General features: G+C 36.0%; 10 protein-coding genes and 1 tRNA gene. 5 read left to right on the forward strand and 6 right to left on the reverse strand.

Annotation, left to right across the window (positions count from 1 at the left end; genetic code table 11):
* Positions 1-304: 304 nt before the first annotated feature.
* The gene (locus VUJ46_RS10665) at positions 305-1,702 is read right to left on the reverse strand and encodes a tetratricopeptide repeat protein (protein WP_326984962.1); all 1,398 of its coding nucleotides are present in this window, start codon (positions 1,700-1,702) and stop codon (positions 305-307) included.
* Positions 1,703-2,556: 854 nt separating this feature from the next.
* Positions 2,557-2,940: an acyl-CoA thioesterase gene (locus VUJ46_RS10670; RefSeq protein ID WP_326984963.1), complete on the reverse strand. Its 384-nt coding sequence runs from the start codon at positions 2,938-2,940 to the stop codon at positions 2,557-2,559.
* A gap of 592 nt (positions 2,941-3,532) precedes the next feature.
* Here VUJ46_RS10670 and VUJ46_RS10675 point away from each other — a divergent pair.
* Complete coding sequence (locus tag VUJ46_RS10675) at positions 3,533-4,003, forward strand: ComF family protein (protein ID WP_326984964.1); 471 nt, start codon at positions 3,533-3,535, stop codon at positions 4,001-4,003.
* Between the two features lie 418 nt (positions 4,004-4,421).
* Here VUJ46_RS10675 and upp read toward each other — a convergent pair whose 3' ends face one another.
* Together upp and der are read right to left on the reverse strand one after the other, a co-directional pair.
* Positions 4,422-5,075: a uracil phosphoribosyltransferase gene (gene upp, locus VUJ46_RS10680; protein ID WP_326984965.1), complete on the reverse strand. Its 654-nt coding sequence runs from the start codon at positions 5,073-5,075 to the stop codon at positions 4,422-4,424.
* A gap of 83 nt (positions 5,076-5,158) precedes the next feature.
* Positions 5,159-6,469, reverse strand: a complete 1,311-nt coding sequence (der, locus tag VUJ46_RS10685) for a ribosome biogenesis GTPase Der (protein ID WP_326984966.1) — start codon at positions 6,467-6,469, stop codon at positions 5,159-5,161.
* 346 nt (positions 6,470-6,815) lie between these two features.
* Between der and VUJ46_RS10690 the strand changes: the two genes are divergently transcribed.
* The 4 genes from VUJ46_RS10690 to VUJ46_RS10705 all read left to right on the forward strand — a co-directional run bounded on the left by VUJ46_RS10690 (position 6,816) and on the right by VUJ46_RS10705 (position 10,708).
* Positions 6,816-6,886: transfer RNA gene (locus tag VUJ46_RS10690), tRNA-Gln, on the forward strand.
* A 111-nt stretch (positions 6,887-6,997) separates the two neighbouring features.
* Positions 6,998-7,321 (forward strand): hypothetical protein, encoded by a 324-nt coding sequence (locus tag VUJ46_RS10695; RefSeq protein ID WP_326984967.1) that lies wholly within the window; start codon positions 6,998-7,000, stop codon positions 7,319-7,321.
* A 293-nt stretch (positions 7,322-7,614) separates the two neighbouring features.
* On the forward strand, positions 7,615-10,215 hold the full coding sequence (locus VUJ46_RS10700) for a phage tail protein (RefSeq protein WP_326984968.1): 2,601 nt from the start codon (positions 7,615-7,617) through the stop codon (positions 10,213-10,215).
* A gap of 4 nt (positions 10,216-10,219) precedes the next feature.
* Positions 10,220-10,708, forward strand: coding sequence for an SMI1/KNR4 family protein (locus VUJ46_RS10705; protein ID WP_326984969.1), 489 nt, complete (start codon positions 10,220-10,222; stop codon positions 10,706-10,708).
* A 554-nt stretch (positions 10,709-11,262) separates the two neighbouring features.
* Here VUJ46_RS10705 and VUJ46_RS10710 read toward each other — a convergent pair.
* Positions 11,263-12,846 carry a fibrinogen-like YCDxxxxGGGW domain-containing protein gene (locus tag VUJ46_RS10710; RefSeq protein WP_326984970.1) on the reverse strand — a complete coding sequence of 528 codons (1,584 nt, stop codon included), beginning with the start codon at positions 12,844-12,846 and terminating at the stop codon, positions 11,263-11,265.
* A 38-nt stretch (positions 12,847-12,884) separates the two neighbouring features.
* Positions 12,885-14,426, reverse strand: a complete 1,542-nt coding sequence (locus VUJ46_RS10715; protein ID WP_326984971.1) for a fibrinogen-like YCDxxxxGGGW domain-containing protein — start codon at positions 14,424-14,426, stop codon at positions 12,885-12,887.
* Positions 14,427-14,446: the final 20 nt, after the last annotated feature.

Below are 14,446 nucleotides of genomic sequence, written 5' to 3' on the forward strand. Positions count from 1 at the left end.
TGTAGTGGTTGTAGTGATTTGAATTGCCTTTAAATTCTAAATAAATCATAAAAAAATATTCCTGTAAAAATAAAAACAGAGCATAGGAAGTCATAATTCTGAATCGGGATATCTTCTGCGGAGCAATAAACAGTCGCATTCTACCTTGCCCATCAACGTGATATTGACAAAAAACATCAGCTTTCTTATTCAAATCCTTTCAATTTATTTTCTTATCTGACTTCAGGCTATAGCATCCCATAAAAATTGACCGCCAGCCCTTAAGTGATGCTCAAAGTCATTTCACCTTACTTAATACAACAGGCTAAATTTCCATGATCCATTTAACCAGATCTACTTCAGCCGGAAGTTCAAGCTTCTTTTTCACCCGATATCTTTTTGTCTGGATAGCCCGGGTAGTTACGTTTTCAAGGCGTGCTATTTCTTTATTGGTGAGACTAAGCTTGATATAAGCACAGAATTTGATGTCGTGCTCGGTAAGTTCGCCGCCCTGTGAAATTAGTTTTTCGTAGAACTCTTGGTATATTTCTTTAAATCTTCCTAGAAAAAACGGGCTGCCTTCTTTTGCCATTTCTACAATTTCACCAAAAGATTCATTTACTCTCTTTCGAAGCACATCAGTTTCTTCCGCTTTTTCTTTTAGCAAGCTGTCTTTTTTCTTATGCTTATCTCTGTAGACTTTAATAATAATCGAAAGTAAAACAGTCACCAAAAGGGCAACAAAGCCCAATATAAAATAAGTTCTGTTTTTTTCATCCTCTTCCTGCTCAACCAGCAGTTTTTCCACAGTACTCCCTATCACTTTCCTTTCATTGTAATTCACGGTATCATTAACTACCGTAAACTTCATAAAATACTCCCGTCTTTTTTCTTCTTCATTCAGCAGGTGATAGGTTTCGGATATTTTTCTATAAGTATCCCTTAAGCTCGTTTTCCTCCGCATCTTTTCGAATATCTTTAAAGCTTGAAAATATTTTTTCAAAGCTTGTTCAGGTTGTTTTTGTTGTAAATAAAGTTCTCCAGATACAAAATATGCTTTCGCTTTGTCATCATTCTCATCATGGGCAAGAGCAAGAGCCTTATTTAAGTAATACGAAGCAGAATCAAGATGCTGTTTTCTGGTAACAAATCCGTCTGCGATCTTTGTAAAAGTAAGAGAATTAGAAGGCATCAGCTTCATACTCTTCTTTTGCATTACAGACACTGAATCTTCAATTCCCAGCATATCAAAATTATACCATTTGCTGGAATAAATATAGTTAAGATAAAAATCGTGTCTTTTTTTATCTTTAATTTTAGCCGCCTTTTTTATGGCTTTATTAAAACTAACGTTAGATCGACTGTACAGTCCAAGCCCTGAATATACCTTACCATATTCGCTGTAAAGTCGCGCATGGACGATCGGGTTCTTCACTTTGTCTATATCTTTACCTGCGCAGTCTAGATAACTGAGACTTTCCTGATAGGCGTTCAGGGTACAGAATAAGTTCCCTATATTGATAGACGCGGTAACAACACCTTCTATATTATGAGTCCTTTTATACATGGCCAGAGCTTTTTGGTTAAAACGCAGCGCTCCTACGATATCCGCCTTATTCTGATACTGTACTGTCCTGTAAATCAAATCCTTAATATTGTACTCCTGACTTTGAGTGAACGAGGGAACAATGACAAGTATAGATAAGTAAATTTTCAGCTTCATTTTTTATGAGTATTTTATTTATAACATAATATTAATAAAAATTACTCAATAAAAGAAAATTAACAATCTCAAATCAAAAAATCACAACTGTTTTTCTCTGAAAAGTGATTAATTATTCCAAAAATAAGTATTCACAAACAGTATCTTAGCTTCTAAACACGTCCTTTTTATTCCGGAAAATCTATTATTATTTTTTTCATCCTCTGTAAAAAAATGCATGTAATAATGGTGCATTTTAGTAAATGATCTCATTTATTTCAAAGGGTACCCATGCCGCCCCCTCAAAGATTAATCGTCACAAATTAAAACAAATATTCACAGTTCACACTTCAAAGCTACAATAACCTCAATGTTAATCAATGCAAAACAGATAGTTATGTTATGTAGTTAATTTGTAGTAATTGATTATTGGCTAAACCTCAGTTACTTTGTGGCAGATTCTAAAAACAGAATCAAGATGAAATAAAATTAAAAATTAACTAAATGAGGAGTCCTTAATACTCCATTTTTCATTTCGTGTTTGTGTTTTTTACAGCAGAGCTACAGTTCGAGGCTCTGCTGTTTTGGTATTGAGATGTCATTTAGTTTTCACTTCATAAAAACAGATCATGTACAAAATTTAAAGACAAAGCAAAAAGGCAAGCTAATCTGAACTGAATTTTTTTGCCCTCACAGATTTTGTAAATGGTGCGCATTTTTTTCCTTACACTTTATATATTGAACACGAAGGCTCATCAAGTTTTTTACTGCTTACCGTTTTAGGTCTCAGCAAACCGCTCTACCCATGAGAAACCAGCAAGATTGAGGAAAGATGCTGTAGCATCGTCACCATACATATCCATTTTAAACACAGCTTACAGTTCCGAGAGCCAGTTGTTATTCAATCGAATAATTCGTTGCGTTTCATGCTCAATAAACACCCAGATGGTGAGTGAATCAACAACCAGCTGATCATGACAGTAGAATTCCACTTTTCTGGGCTGGCGTATCCCTTCAGGATCTTTTGGATAAGTTTTTACCGTTAGTATATCCCCCAGATAAACCTGTTTTTTATATTGAATATGGTGATCCAATAACATCCAGATGTCATTAGTAAAACCTGTTTTATGTTTTACAAGATCCCAGTGCTCCCCAGCGATTTCTTCTACCCATTTTACATACTGAACATTGTTTACATGATGATTGCCATCAATATGATCCTCCGTAACTGTTATTTTTTTTTCAAAAACCAGACTCATCTTCTTCAAATATTTACTCAAAAATAACACTTAAAAATCAAAAAAAATTCTGATTCCGAAAGGTTTTACAGCAGGTTCTCATTCAATTAATCAAAATCTGACAGCAAATAGTGGAGAACGAGGGGTAGCATAAAGCTGGAAGCTTTGATAAGTTCAGTCTATATTCTTAAAATTAAAGTACTATTGTTTTCTTTTTGAATTTACCTCAAAAACCACAAAGGGGTAGCATCTCGTGAAACCCGACGCATACGGATTCAATGATGTTATAACCCTGAAAGGGTTAAATAGTGTAAAGTAAATTTCAAAGATTAAGTGGTAAAAGGTTCTGATCGTGGAAATTTAAAAAGAACTTAAAAGAATATCATCACGACCACCAATTGCTTATCTTAGCGAGATAAGAACAACACAAATGATTACAGACCTTTTATTTCCAAATCGCTGTCTTAAGTGCAACCGGATCATTGAAGCTGATGTACTGCTCTGTACCCTTTGCTACCAGCATATCCCTTTTTGCCAGGACAGTTACAGCCCATACAGCTATTTAAGTAATAAATGCAAGACATTATTTCCTCTTGAAAGTGCATTTGCACTGATGTATTTTAAAGAGGCATCACTGAGCCGGGATATTATTCATGAACTGAAGTACAGAAGCCGTGAAAAAGCAGGAAAAATAATTGCAGAATGGACCATCGAACGTCTTCATTTCAGTGATGCAAAGCCTGACATTCTCGTTACCATCCCTTTACACTTCCGAAAACTCAGGCAAAGAGGATATAACCAACTGCATTTGTTTACTGACACTCTCTCAGATCACTACTATATTCCGTCTGATCATGACCTTCTTAAAAGAAATTATTATTCGAAAGCGCAGGCATTAAGAAATAAAAAGCATCGGCTGGAGACACAGAATATGTTTTCGATTGACCGTCCTGTTTCAGGAAAACATATTTTACTTATTGATGATGTTTTTACTACCGGAAATACATTAGCTGCCTGCGCCTGGGAAATTTTAAAATCAGGGGGAAATAAGGTAAGTGTTTTAGTTATGGCTGTTGATAAATAGTGTGAGCATGTTTAAATTTTCACCAAAATATTAATTCAATTCTAAAGTCAGTCTAAGAAATCAACTGGATACCGAAAGCCTATGGGGCTCTGCATTTTATAATGCTGATCGTCTAATCATCGAAAATTAAAAACGTTGGCCTTATGCCATTTTAAATTTCCTTTAAATTATTCAACCCACTACGGGCTTATTCAATCATTAAATACTTGTTTGCCGGGCTTCACCCGACGCTACTGATAGGTAACCCCTTCAGGGTTTTTGAGGTAAATTCAAAAATAAAATAGTATTATGCTTCAAAAACCATCGACAATAAAATCCCGGCAAATAAGAATAGCGCTTTAAAACCAAAGTCAGCTCCGGAAATTCCGAAGCTGACTTTTATGATTTCCAGAGAGAAAACCTTATATCCGTCTAAAATTTATCTCTGTAGTTTTTCACCATAACTCAAATCTCCGGCGTCCCCCAAACCAGGTGAGATATACCCTTTTGAAGTTAAGTTTTCATCAATGGCTCCTACCCAAATTTTTGCATTGGGATACGCTGCCTCAATTGTTGCCACCCCCTGCTTTGAAGCTATAGCTGCTACAATATGAAGCTGAGAAGGATTTCCATGGGTTAACAGATCTTTGATGGCTTCAATTAAAGAAGCTCCGGTTGCCAACATCGGATCACCAACAATCAGAGGTCTTCCTTCAATATTCGGACAAGTTAAATAATCTTGTTTGATAGAAAAATAATCGTTGGCGTCGTGTTTTCTATAAGCCGCTACAAAACCACAGTCTGCTCTGTCAAAATAATTTAAAAGTCCTTCAAACAATGGCACACCTGCTCTTAAAATAGTGGTAATAACAGGCTGAACCGCAATTTCTTTAACTTTAACAGTATCTAAAGGTGTATGAATTTCCACTTCTTTCTGCTCCAACCCTTTACTGATTTCGAAAGCTGCAATTTCCCCGATTCTTTCCATATTTCTGCGGAATCTCATTCGGTCGTGCTGAATGTCAACGTTTCTAAGTTCATTAATCCAAGAATTAACTAAAGAAAATTGTTCTGATAATACGACGGTATTCATTATTTTAAAAAGCTTTTTATCTAAAATTATAAATTTAATAAAGAATAAAATCCCTCTTAGAGAAATCTAAAAGGGATTGTAAATTATTTTTGTCTGAAATACACTTCAATTGGAACTCCGGTAAACCCGAATTCTTTTCTCAATTGGTTTTCAGTAAATCTTTTGTATGGTTCTTTTACGTACTGCGGTAAATTACAGAAAAATACAAACTGTGGCGACGGCGTTGGAAGCTGTACACAATATTTGATTTTAATGTATTTCCCTTTGTTTGCAGGTGGTGGTGTTCCTTCGAAAATCGGAAGCATCACTTCATTTAATTTTGAAGTTTTAATCTTCTTCTTACGATCTTCGTACACCGTCATTGCCATTTCAACAGCTTTCAAGATTCTTTGCTTCGTCAACGCTGAAACAAATAAAATTGGAATATCGCTAAACTGTCCGATTTTATCTCTGATTGATTTTTCGAAATCTCTTACGGTATTGGTAGTTTTATCTTCCACCAAATCCCATTTGTTGACAACAATTACAATTCCTTTTCTGTTTTTCTGAGCAAGACCAAAGATATTCATATCCTGAGATTCCCAACCTAAAGTAGCATCAACCATGATAATCACCACGTCTGAATACTCAATAGAACGGATTGAACGCATAACAGAATAGAATTCCAAATCTTCGTTTACCTTAGATTTTCTTCTCATCCCAGCTGTATCTACCAATACAAACTCGTGCCCGAATTTGTTGTAAAGCGTTTGAATACTGTCTCTTGTAGTTCCTGCAATATCGGTTACGATATTTCTTTCCACATCAAGTAAAGCATTCGTCATCGTAGATTTTCCTACGTTCGGACGACCTGCGATTGTAATTTTTGGCAATCCTTCGAAAGGATCTTTATATTCGGTTGTCGGGAAATCTTTTACGATATCATCTAACAAATCTCCTGTTCCTGAACCCGTTGCAGAAGACAAAGTATAATATTTATCAATTCCTAATTGATAGAATTCCGTTGCAGGAAGTTCTTCTTTTGAAGAATCTACTTTGTTGATCACAATATAAATCGGTTTGTTTGATCTTCTTAAAAGTCTGTAGATTTCGTAATCTGTATCGGTAAGACCTTCTTCCACGTTCATCATAAAAATGATAGAAGTTGCTTCATCCACCGCCAATTGCACCTGCTTACGGATTTCTTCTTCAAAGATATCATCCGTGCCTACATCATACCCTCCGGTATCAATAACGGTAAAATCTACCCCGTTCCAGTCAGATTTTCCATAGTGACGGTCTCTGGTAACACCAGCTGTAGAGTCTACAATAGCCTCTCTCCTTTCTAATAAACGATTAAATAACGTGGATTTTCCTACGTTGGGACGCCCAACGATTGCGACAATATTCGACATAAAAATGTTTAATAATCCTTTGCTAAAGCTCAGGATGAGTTATTAATGGGTTTCTCCAACTTTTGGAGCCCAATTTTTTGCAAAGATAAGATTTTTATTTGATTTGATTTTTTGGAAAAGAAAAACCGGAAACAATTATAAGTTGATTTACTGATAAGATTACTGCCAAATATTTAGTATTTTAATTAAGTGAACCTAAAAACCTACCCTTCATTCGAAAAAAAATCATAAAATAATTCTTTGAATATCAATAAACAAAGGCATTTCATAAAATTTTTATTAATTAATTTCAACCTTAAATTTTTATTTTCAAAATAAATGTTCTAATTTCGCGGAACAGAAATACAGACTCATGGTGTAGCGGTAACACTACTGATTTTGGTTCAGTCATCTGGGGTTCGAATCCCTGTGAGTCTACAATATAAAAAATGCAACTAGCTAAATTACAGCAAGTTGCTTTTTTATTTTGGTCACTTTCGGTCACTTGGTCACAATTTTGGTCACTGTTTTTCTGAAAAAAAATCTCAGATGAAGACACAATATGTGAAGTACAGGCAGAACAAAGGCGGATATTGGACTGAGTGGAGCGAATTAAAGAAAACATCCGTTACAGTAACCATAAATGCAAATGAACAAAGAATCATAGTACATTCAAGCCCGCAGGAAATATATAAAATCCTTGATTTTAAACCAACACAATACATCGATGATAGTTTAGTGCAGGATTATTACTGTGTCGATTCAAGTGGTAAGAAATGTATTGTAACACTTGTAATAAGCAAAAGTGAAAGCGCTATAATCAATCTCAAGTATAATAATTGGGAATATATTTACAGCGGATATTTACTGTAAAATTGAGCCTTGACCTTATGGGTTGAGGCTTATTTTTTTCGTATGAACACAAGGGTTGTATATAATCTGCTACATATTACAAATTTTATCTCTTAATTAATCTTTCACAAACCAACTCTAATACTCTGATCGGTAAAATTTAAAGAAAAAAGACGGTATATTTTATCGCCCTGCAAATATTTTTCAAAATACTTCAAAAAAGAACTATTAAACACGTCATGTTTTGGCGCAGTCAAGATTTAGCTTTGCTTTAGAAACATTTAAACAAAATATTAATTACTAAAACACAGCTTATGGAAGAATTTGATGACGAATTTGGTGATTTATCCCAGTTCAAAACACTATCTTTTGAAGATGTAAATCAAGGATTTACAGGAAACAATGCTTTTGCCAACACAATTATCAACAAAGATGACTCTCCTGATTATAGAAGCCCATTTCACGATTATAGAAATACTCCTTTAGGATACTCTTATCTTACTGATAACCCAGTATCAGTTTTTGCATCAACAGGTGTAAATGACAAAGGAGTGAAAGGATATGAGTATCAAGCTCAGGTATTACCTTGTGAAAATGGCTCACAAGTATTGGGAAGTTATAACGCAAACAAAAGGGAGCCCCAAAGTCTTTTTCTTTTTTATGAAAAGCCAGATTCTAAAAAATCCAACTTTGCAGGTGGCTTTTACATTGCCAAGATGGGAGATTATTTTGTCCAGCTTTTTAAGAGATTTCCTGAGCCATTACCTTCTAATATTGGCGGAAAATTCTTTAAGAACATTACTTCTATGGAGGATGAAGCTGCTTACTTGGCACAGTTAGCTTATACTTATTATGGGGATAAGATTAATGCAACTCTTATTCGTGATGCATTAATGAGAGAGTATCAGTTTTATACTGGTGACAGAAGATTTGAAGAAATCATAGGAAATATCATCTCAATTCCTGCTGATACCTTTGGATGGTGTGCAGAGCAATTAGAAAGTTTAAAGCCTACAGAAAAAAATTACAACCCCGAATCGGAAGATTACACACCTTTATTTCCTCTTGTAACTGGCGCAGGTATAATTCCTATACCTATTAATATGAATAAGGCATCTCAATTCTTTGAAAATTTAGGAAATAATCCTTTTGTGCAGGGAACACAGATTGCTTTCACCCAAGTTTGGGAGTTAGTAAAACAGTCCGCAAGTAAGGTTAAAGATGCTTCTATAGAACATCTTCCTGATGCTTTCAAAGGACTTGTAGAGAAAATAAGTAACGTTGTAAATACAATTAAAAATTTTCTTTCTGAGATTAAGGATCAATTAGAGGAGCTAGCCAAGATAGGTATTGAAGTTCTTAAAATAGCCAATGCTTTTTACTGTGGTATTAATGGCGGTATTGTCGGACTTTTACAATGTATTTTATACATTCTACAGTTTCTTTTTCAACCAACAACAACCTTTTCTTATGACCAATATAAAGAAAGAAGAGATTTATTGGAGAAAGCAGAAGATGTATTAGATTGGATTCATGTAAATATTCCTGTATTTTTAAAAGGTGTCAAAGACTTGTTCAGTTCAAATAAAGGTATATATAAATCTGATTTTGAAGGTATATTTGACAAATTGAAAGGATATTGGGACAATACATCTCGTTATACAGTCGCATATTATTCAGGAATTATTGCCTTTGAGTTCATCATTAATATTCTCCTTCTAATTTTCACCGAAGGTGCTGGTAACATTATAAAAGGAACTACTTACGTACAAAAAGCTGCAAGTTTATTAAAAGTAATTACAAGGGAAGCAATGTCAGCTGTAACATTTGGAATTACAGATTTACTTGCTCTTTTAGGAAATCTTATCTTTAGATTTGGAAAAGCATGTGTTAACGGTTTTAAAGGTTTTATCAACTTTATTGAAGATTTGCTACAAGGCATTAAGAATGGTGCTAGAGTTGATGATTTAGTTCAAGAGACGACAGAAATTGAGGGAGTTATTATTCAAGGGAAAACCCTAAGAGGATTAATTGCCCAAGATATAAAGAGATGGCTACAAACAAAATACAGAATTGGTAGAGCTACACTTGAATTATTAGAGGAACTAGGAATTACGATTATTCGAAATATAGATGACCGATTGAAAGGCGCAAAAGCACTTGCAACATCTGAGGGTTTTATTGTAAAATATGGTAATGATAATATTTTAGAAGGAACTGGTGATGCAATTAAAAAGTTCTCTAAGAAGATTGAAGATATAAGTAGGTCTGGAGGGAAAAGTGCTGCTAAACAATATATTGATGAATTAAAAGATATTCAAAAATATATTAAGACAAGAAAAACTCTTAAAGAAAGTTTAAATGAAGCAACTTTATTAGCTAAATTTAAGAATACTTTTACTATAAAACATTTTGATGCTGTTGCCTATTATGAAAAAATGGTTAAGAAATATCCAAAACTAAGAGGTATGACAGATGAAATAGGGAATGTAAGACAAGTAAATTTTGCTGAATTTACGATAGGTAAAACTAAAAATGGTAAATTTGAAAAAGTAGAAGAACTGTATCATTCTGGGCAAGATGAATTCTATAGGAATGACTTTACCCATCCCTTCGAAGAAGGAGACCAGTTGACAAATACCTTTAAAAAAGGAATTTCAGATTTAGATGGTAATTCTCGAAGAAATGATAGTGAAGCAAAGTTTATCTTTAATTTTATACGAAAGCACCTTCATACCGCAGATGAATTTGTAATAGAAACAAAGAATATTTATTTCACATGTACTTCATGCCAGAGAGAAATGCTTATGCTTCAAGAATATGCAACGGGTTTAGGTAAAAAAGTGGAAATTATTATTCATGGAGATGAAAGTATTTTAGGAGGAGCTCAATTATTTGAAAAAATGAAAAAATAAAATTATGGAAATAGTATATTTAAAAAAATACAAACAATACATAGAAAATGGAATTGGTAGGTTATATAGCACATTCGGCTCGCCGAGGGGATTAAGTGAAGCTGAAATTTTACAAATGGAATTGGAAATGAATAATGGCTTGCCTTTCCCCAAAGCATATAAAGAATTCTTGTTTTTAGGAGGAGAATTCAGTACGATACAGTTAAATCATTATGGCAAAAAGACTTCAAAAGGCACAGATTTTTTTAAAAGCGGATTAAAAAAGAGAAAAATTAACATGGTTCGCCCGTTTGCTATACTTAATGTATTGGATGGAGAATCTGGAACATTTATTTACTTAGATGAAGGAGATAATCCACGACCAAAGAATTGTTCATTGCATGAAGCTTATGATAGTGATGATGATGAAATTATTTGGAATACTCCCTATAAAACTTTTTCAGAAATGATAGATAAACGTGTTTATCTTGCCGAAAATAATCTGGGAATCTAATGTCAAAGAGAGATTAGGGTTAAAGTAGTATAATAATTTATAAATCTTAATAATTAGCCTTGACCAAAAGCGGTCAAGGTTATTTTTTTATATTGCAATTATGAAAAAAATCGTCAAATGGAATCCAATATTGGATTTTAACAGAATACATAATAATACCGATTTAAATAAAGAAACAGAAAGAGTCAAAGTATCAGAAAATACTTGATTTACCTAATACATGGACTAATAACAGCTATATCAAAATAAGCAATTCTAAAACAGGTCTTTTAAGAATTAATACTAAAGATAAAAATAATCCCGCATTTGTATTTTATGACACTCTCCCATAAAGTGTGTAAGTTAGTGAGACACTACCAGTAAAAAGCAGATATTTTATATTGAGTGATCCATTAAGCATATTGTCAACACTCTCAAAATCATCTATTAACCAATACTACAAGCAATAAAATTTATTCAATAAGAAACAAACAAATGTAACATGTTTAACCTGTGGATCTACGAAAAACCATCCTCTTAAGGATGGTTTTTTTATTAAAACATAAGAGAGATAATTATCTTACCCAAACTCTGTGAAGCGTATTTGCTGAGCCATTATTGGGGTAATCATCTACTTCCCAGCGATTATTATAACCAGCAATTCCCCAGTGATTTTGCCCCGATCTAAAAAAAGGAAATTCACACAGTTCACGTCCCGATATCGTTGTAGCAATCGCATTATTGGCAGCGCCAGGAATCATCGCGGTATGATCTGAAAACGGCGTAAATGATGATCGAATACCGCCTGCATTTCCGGATCCTGTTTTAAAATAGTTAATAGAAGCGGCATGCGAGGTTTTAAAATGGATAACTCGTGAATGAGCGCTTGTAATTCCATAAAAAAGGTATTCTGTAGAGTTCAATGCAAACTGAAGAGCTCTTCCTGCATTTCCCCAAAAATCAGCATTTTCCGCTTCATTGTCTCCTAATGTAGAGGAACCGATGACAGGAAGTGTAGCCAATCGTATGTTAAGTGCTGGCGAAGTAGCTCCTGCCTGATGCAGATAATTAAGGATAAGTGTCCAGCCTCCGCCATCTGTTGACATATCACATTGAGCCTTTATTGGTGAAAAACCGGTTCCTTCATGATCGGGATCAATCCAATACACCCCATCGGACGTACCGGGCACCTGAGCCAATAATTCTTTACAGCTGCTGCATACCCCGATATAAACTTGACAGCCTGATGCCGTAGTAAAGGTAACAGCGCCATGATCAGCTCCCTGATACGTCCCCGAAAGCACGTAATCTATTGTACCCGAACCCGAAACAGGGCCTCCCGCGTACGAAAAAGTTAATCCTTCAGCGCTTAGTACATCCGGAGCAATGCTACAATCCCCATCTGAATAAGGAATGCTGTATACTCCGCTATAAGACTGCCCGTTCATTAAGCCTGTGAGTTTATATTCTGGAGAGACCGCTACAGACCAGGCCGCTTTACTGCAGTCAAAAACCGTTGCTGCTTCTACAGAAACTGTGGCTGTACAGTGCAAGCTCCTTTTTACCCAATCTCCCTGAAGAGTACCGCAACCATCCGGGGTACCCGACAAGGTGTAGGTTACCTGCGCAGATTCTCCTCCATTCATGTTGACCGTAGCCGGATTTACAGATGCCACGGTGATACCTCCCACACCGGAAAGGGTAAGATCGTTGGTATTAAAAGAAAAGTTGACCACAGAAAGTGAGTTATTAACAATGGTAACCTTAAAGGTATTGCCCGGAGTAAGGGCTGTCCCTTTTTTATAGTGACCGTCAAAACCATTTCCCGAAGCGCTGCAATCTACTGTAACATCATTTGAAGATGAAGAGCCCGCATCCAGACAGTCTGACCATCCCGAAGAGCCTCCATTCGTACTTTTTTTATAAAGTCTCACACAATCCTTTGTGCTGTCGTACATAATAGTGCCTTCCGCAATACTTCCTCCCTGAGGATTCTGCATATTGGCAGGATCGGAATTCGTGGGCAGTACCAGTCCGTAAACATTAGTGGTAGGTTTGTTGATGTCCAAACCTCCTCGAGGAGTCGTTGTGCCTATTCCTACCTGACTAAAAAACAAAGTAATTGTTGTCATTAACAATAAAGAAAATAATTTTTTCATGTTTGATATTTTTTAATTAAATCTATACAATCGATCAACTATCTTATCCAGGTAGACGCCCATAAATCACCGGAATACGTTCTGTTTGAATTTGTCGAATTCATAAACCAATGTACATTATCTCCATTTCCACAGGCATGATAGGGAACCGGCCATCCCGTAGCGATAACAGAATTACAGCTAGCCGGCCATTGCCATGTTCCGACCGGGGAAATATTAGTATTACCGGTAAAATCTCCTACAGCCCCACTTCGATGCCATGTACCCTCACCCAAAGCAACAGTGCTAGGATCTCTTAAAGCCAATATCGCTGCGCCGCCAGGTTGGGAGGTTATTTTATGTGCATAATTTGTCGCTGAATTTCCCGCTCTAAGCTGAACCTGAGAACCAATAACAGCCATTTTGATAACGGTAGCTCGAGGCAGGTACCCATTATCATTCTCCCCTGTAATTACAGATTTCTGTCCTTGGCCTGAAAAACTTCTTCCATTAATTGCTATTAAAGACCAGCCTCCTCCGTCTGTTGTCATATCACAATATACCTGAGTAATATCCTGAACCCCTGTTTTATTCAGATTAAAATAATAAACACCATTGGCTGTATTCGATAATTCATTTTTTAATTCTTTACAACTTTCACATGGTCCTATATAGATTTTACATCCCATCGCGGTTTCCCAGGTAACAGAGCCATGATCAGTACCCTGATACGTACCCGAAAGCACGTAATCTATTGTACCCGAACCCGAAACAGGGCCTCCCGCGTACGAAAAAGTTAATCCTTCAGCGCTTAGTACATCCGGAGCAAGGCTACAATCCCCATCTGAATAAGGAATGCTGTATACTCCGCTATAAGACTGCCCGTTCATTAGACCCGTTAGTTTATATTCTGGAGAAACAGCAACAGACCAGGATCCCTGGCTGCAGTCAAATACCGCTGATCCCTCTACAGAAGCTGTGGCTGTACAGTGCAGGCTCCTTTTTACCCAATCTCCCCGAAGAGCACCGCAACCATCCGGGGTGCCGGACAAGGTATAGATTACCTCCGCAGATTCTCCCCCATTAACATTCACCGTAGCCGGATTTACAGATGCCACAGTAATGCCTCCCATACCGGAAAGCGTAAGATCATTGGTATTAAAAGAAAAGTTGACCACGGAAAATGAGTTATTAACAATGGTAATCTTAAAGGTATTGGCCGGGGTAAGGGCTGTTCCTCTTTTATAGCTGCCGGTAAAACCATTTCTGGAAGCGCGGCAATCCGCTGTAACAGCATCAGAAGACGATGAGCCGGCACCCAGACAGTCTGACCATCCCGAGGAGCCTCCATTCGTAATTTTTTTATAAAGTCTTACACAATCCTTTGTGCTGTCGTACATAATAGTGCCTTCCGCAATACTTCCTCCCTGAGGATTCTGCATATTAGCCGGATCGGAATTCGTGGGCAGTACCAGCCCGTAAACATTAGTGGTAGGTTTGTTGATGTCCAAACCTCCTCGAGGAGTCGTTGTGCCTATTCCTACCTGACTAAAAAACAAAGTAATTGTTGTCATTAACAATAAAGAAAATAATTTTTTCATGTTTGATATTTTTTAATTAA

Source organism: Chryseobacterium sp. MYb264, from assembly GCF_035974275.1.
Lineage (GTDB): Bacteria > Bacteroidota > Bacteroidia > Flavobacteriales > Weeksellaceae > Chryseobacterium.

Excerpts from the sequence above, each read along its gene's own strand:
- VUJ46_RS10715 (WP_326984971.1), bottom strand. The coding sequence starts at position 14,426 with ATGAAAAAATTATTTTCTTTATTGTTAATGACAACAATTACTTTGTTT.
- upp (WP_326984965.1), bottom strand. The coding sequence starts at position 5,075 with ATGAATACCGTCGTATTATCAGAACAATTTTCTTTAGTTAATTCTTGG.
- VUJ46_RS10695 (WP_326984967.1), top strand. The coding sequence starts at position 6,998 with ATGAAGACACAATATGTGAAGTACAGGCAGAACAAAGGCGGATATTGG.
- VUJ46_RS10670 (WP_326984963.1), bottom strand. The coding sequence starts at position 2,940 with ATGAGTCTGGTTTTTGAAAAAAAAATAACAGTTACGGAGGATCATATT.
- VUJ46_RS10705 (WP_326984969.1), top strand. The coding sequence starts at position 10,220 with ATGGAAATAGTATATTTAAAAAAATACAAACAATACATAGAAAATGGA.
- der (WP_326984966.1), bottom strand. The coding sequence starts at position 6,469 with ATGTCGAATATTGTCGCAATCGTTGGGCGTCCCAACGTAGGAAAATCC.
- VUJ46_RS10710 (WP_326984970.1), bottom strand. The coding sequence starts at position 12,846 with ATGAAAAAATTATTTTCTTTATTGTTAATGACAACAATTACTTTGTTT.
- VUJ46_RS10700 (WP_326984968.1), top strand. The coding sequence starts at position 7,615 with ATGGAAGAATTTGATGACGAATTTGGTGATTTATCCCAGTTCAAAACA.
- VUJ46_RS10675 (WP_326984964.1), top strand. The coding sequence starts at position 3,533 with ATGTATTTTAAAGAGGCATCACTGAGCCGGGATATTATTCATGAACTG.
- VUJ46_RS10665 (WP_326984962.1), bottom strand. The coding sequence starts at position 1,702 with ATGAAGCTGAAAATTTACTTATCTATACTTGTCATTGTTCCCTCGTTC.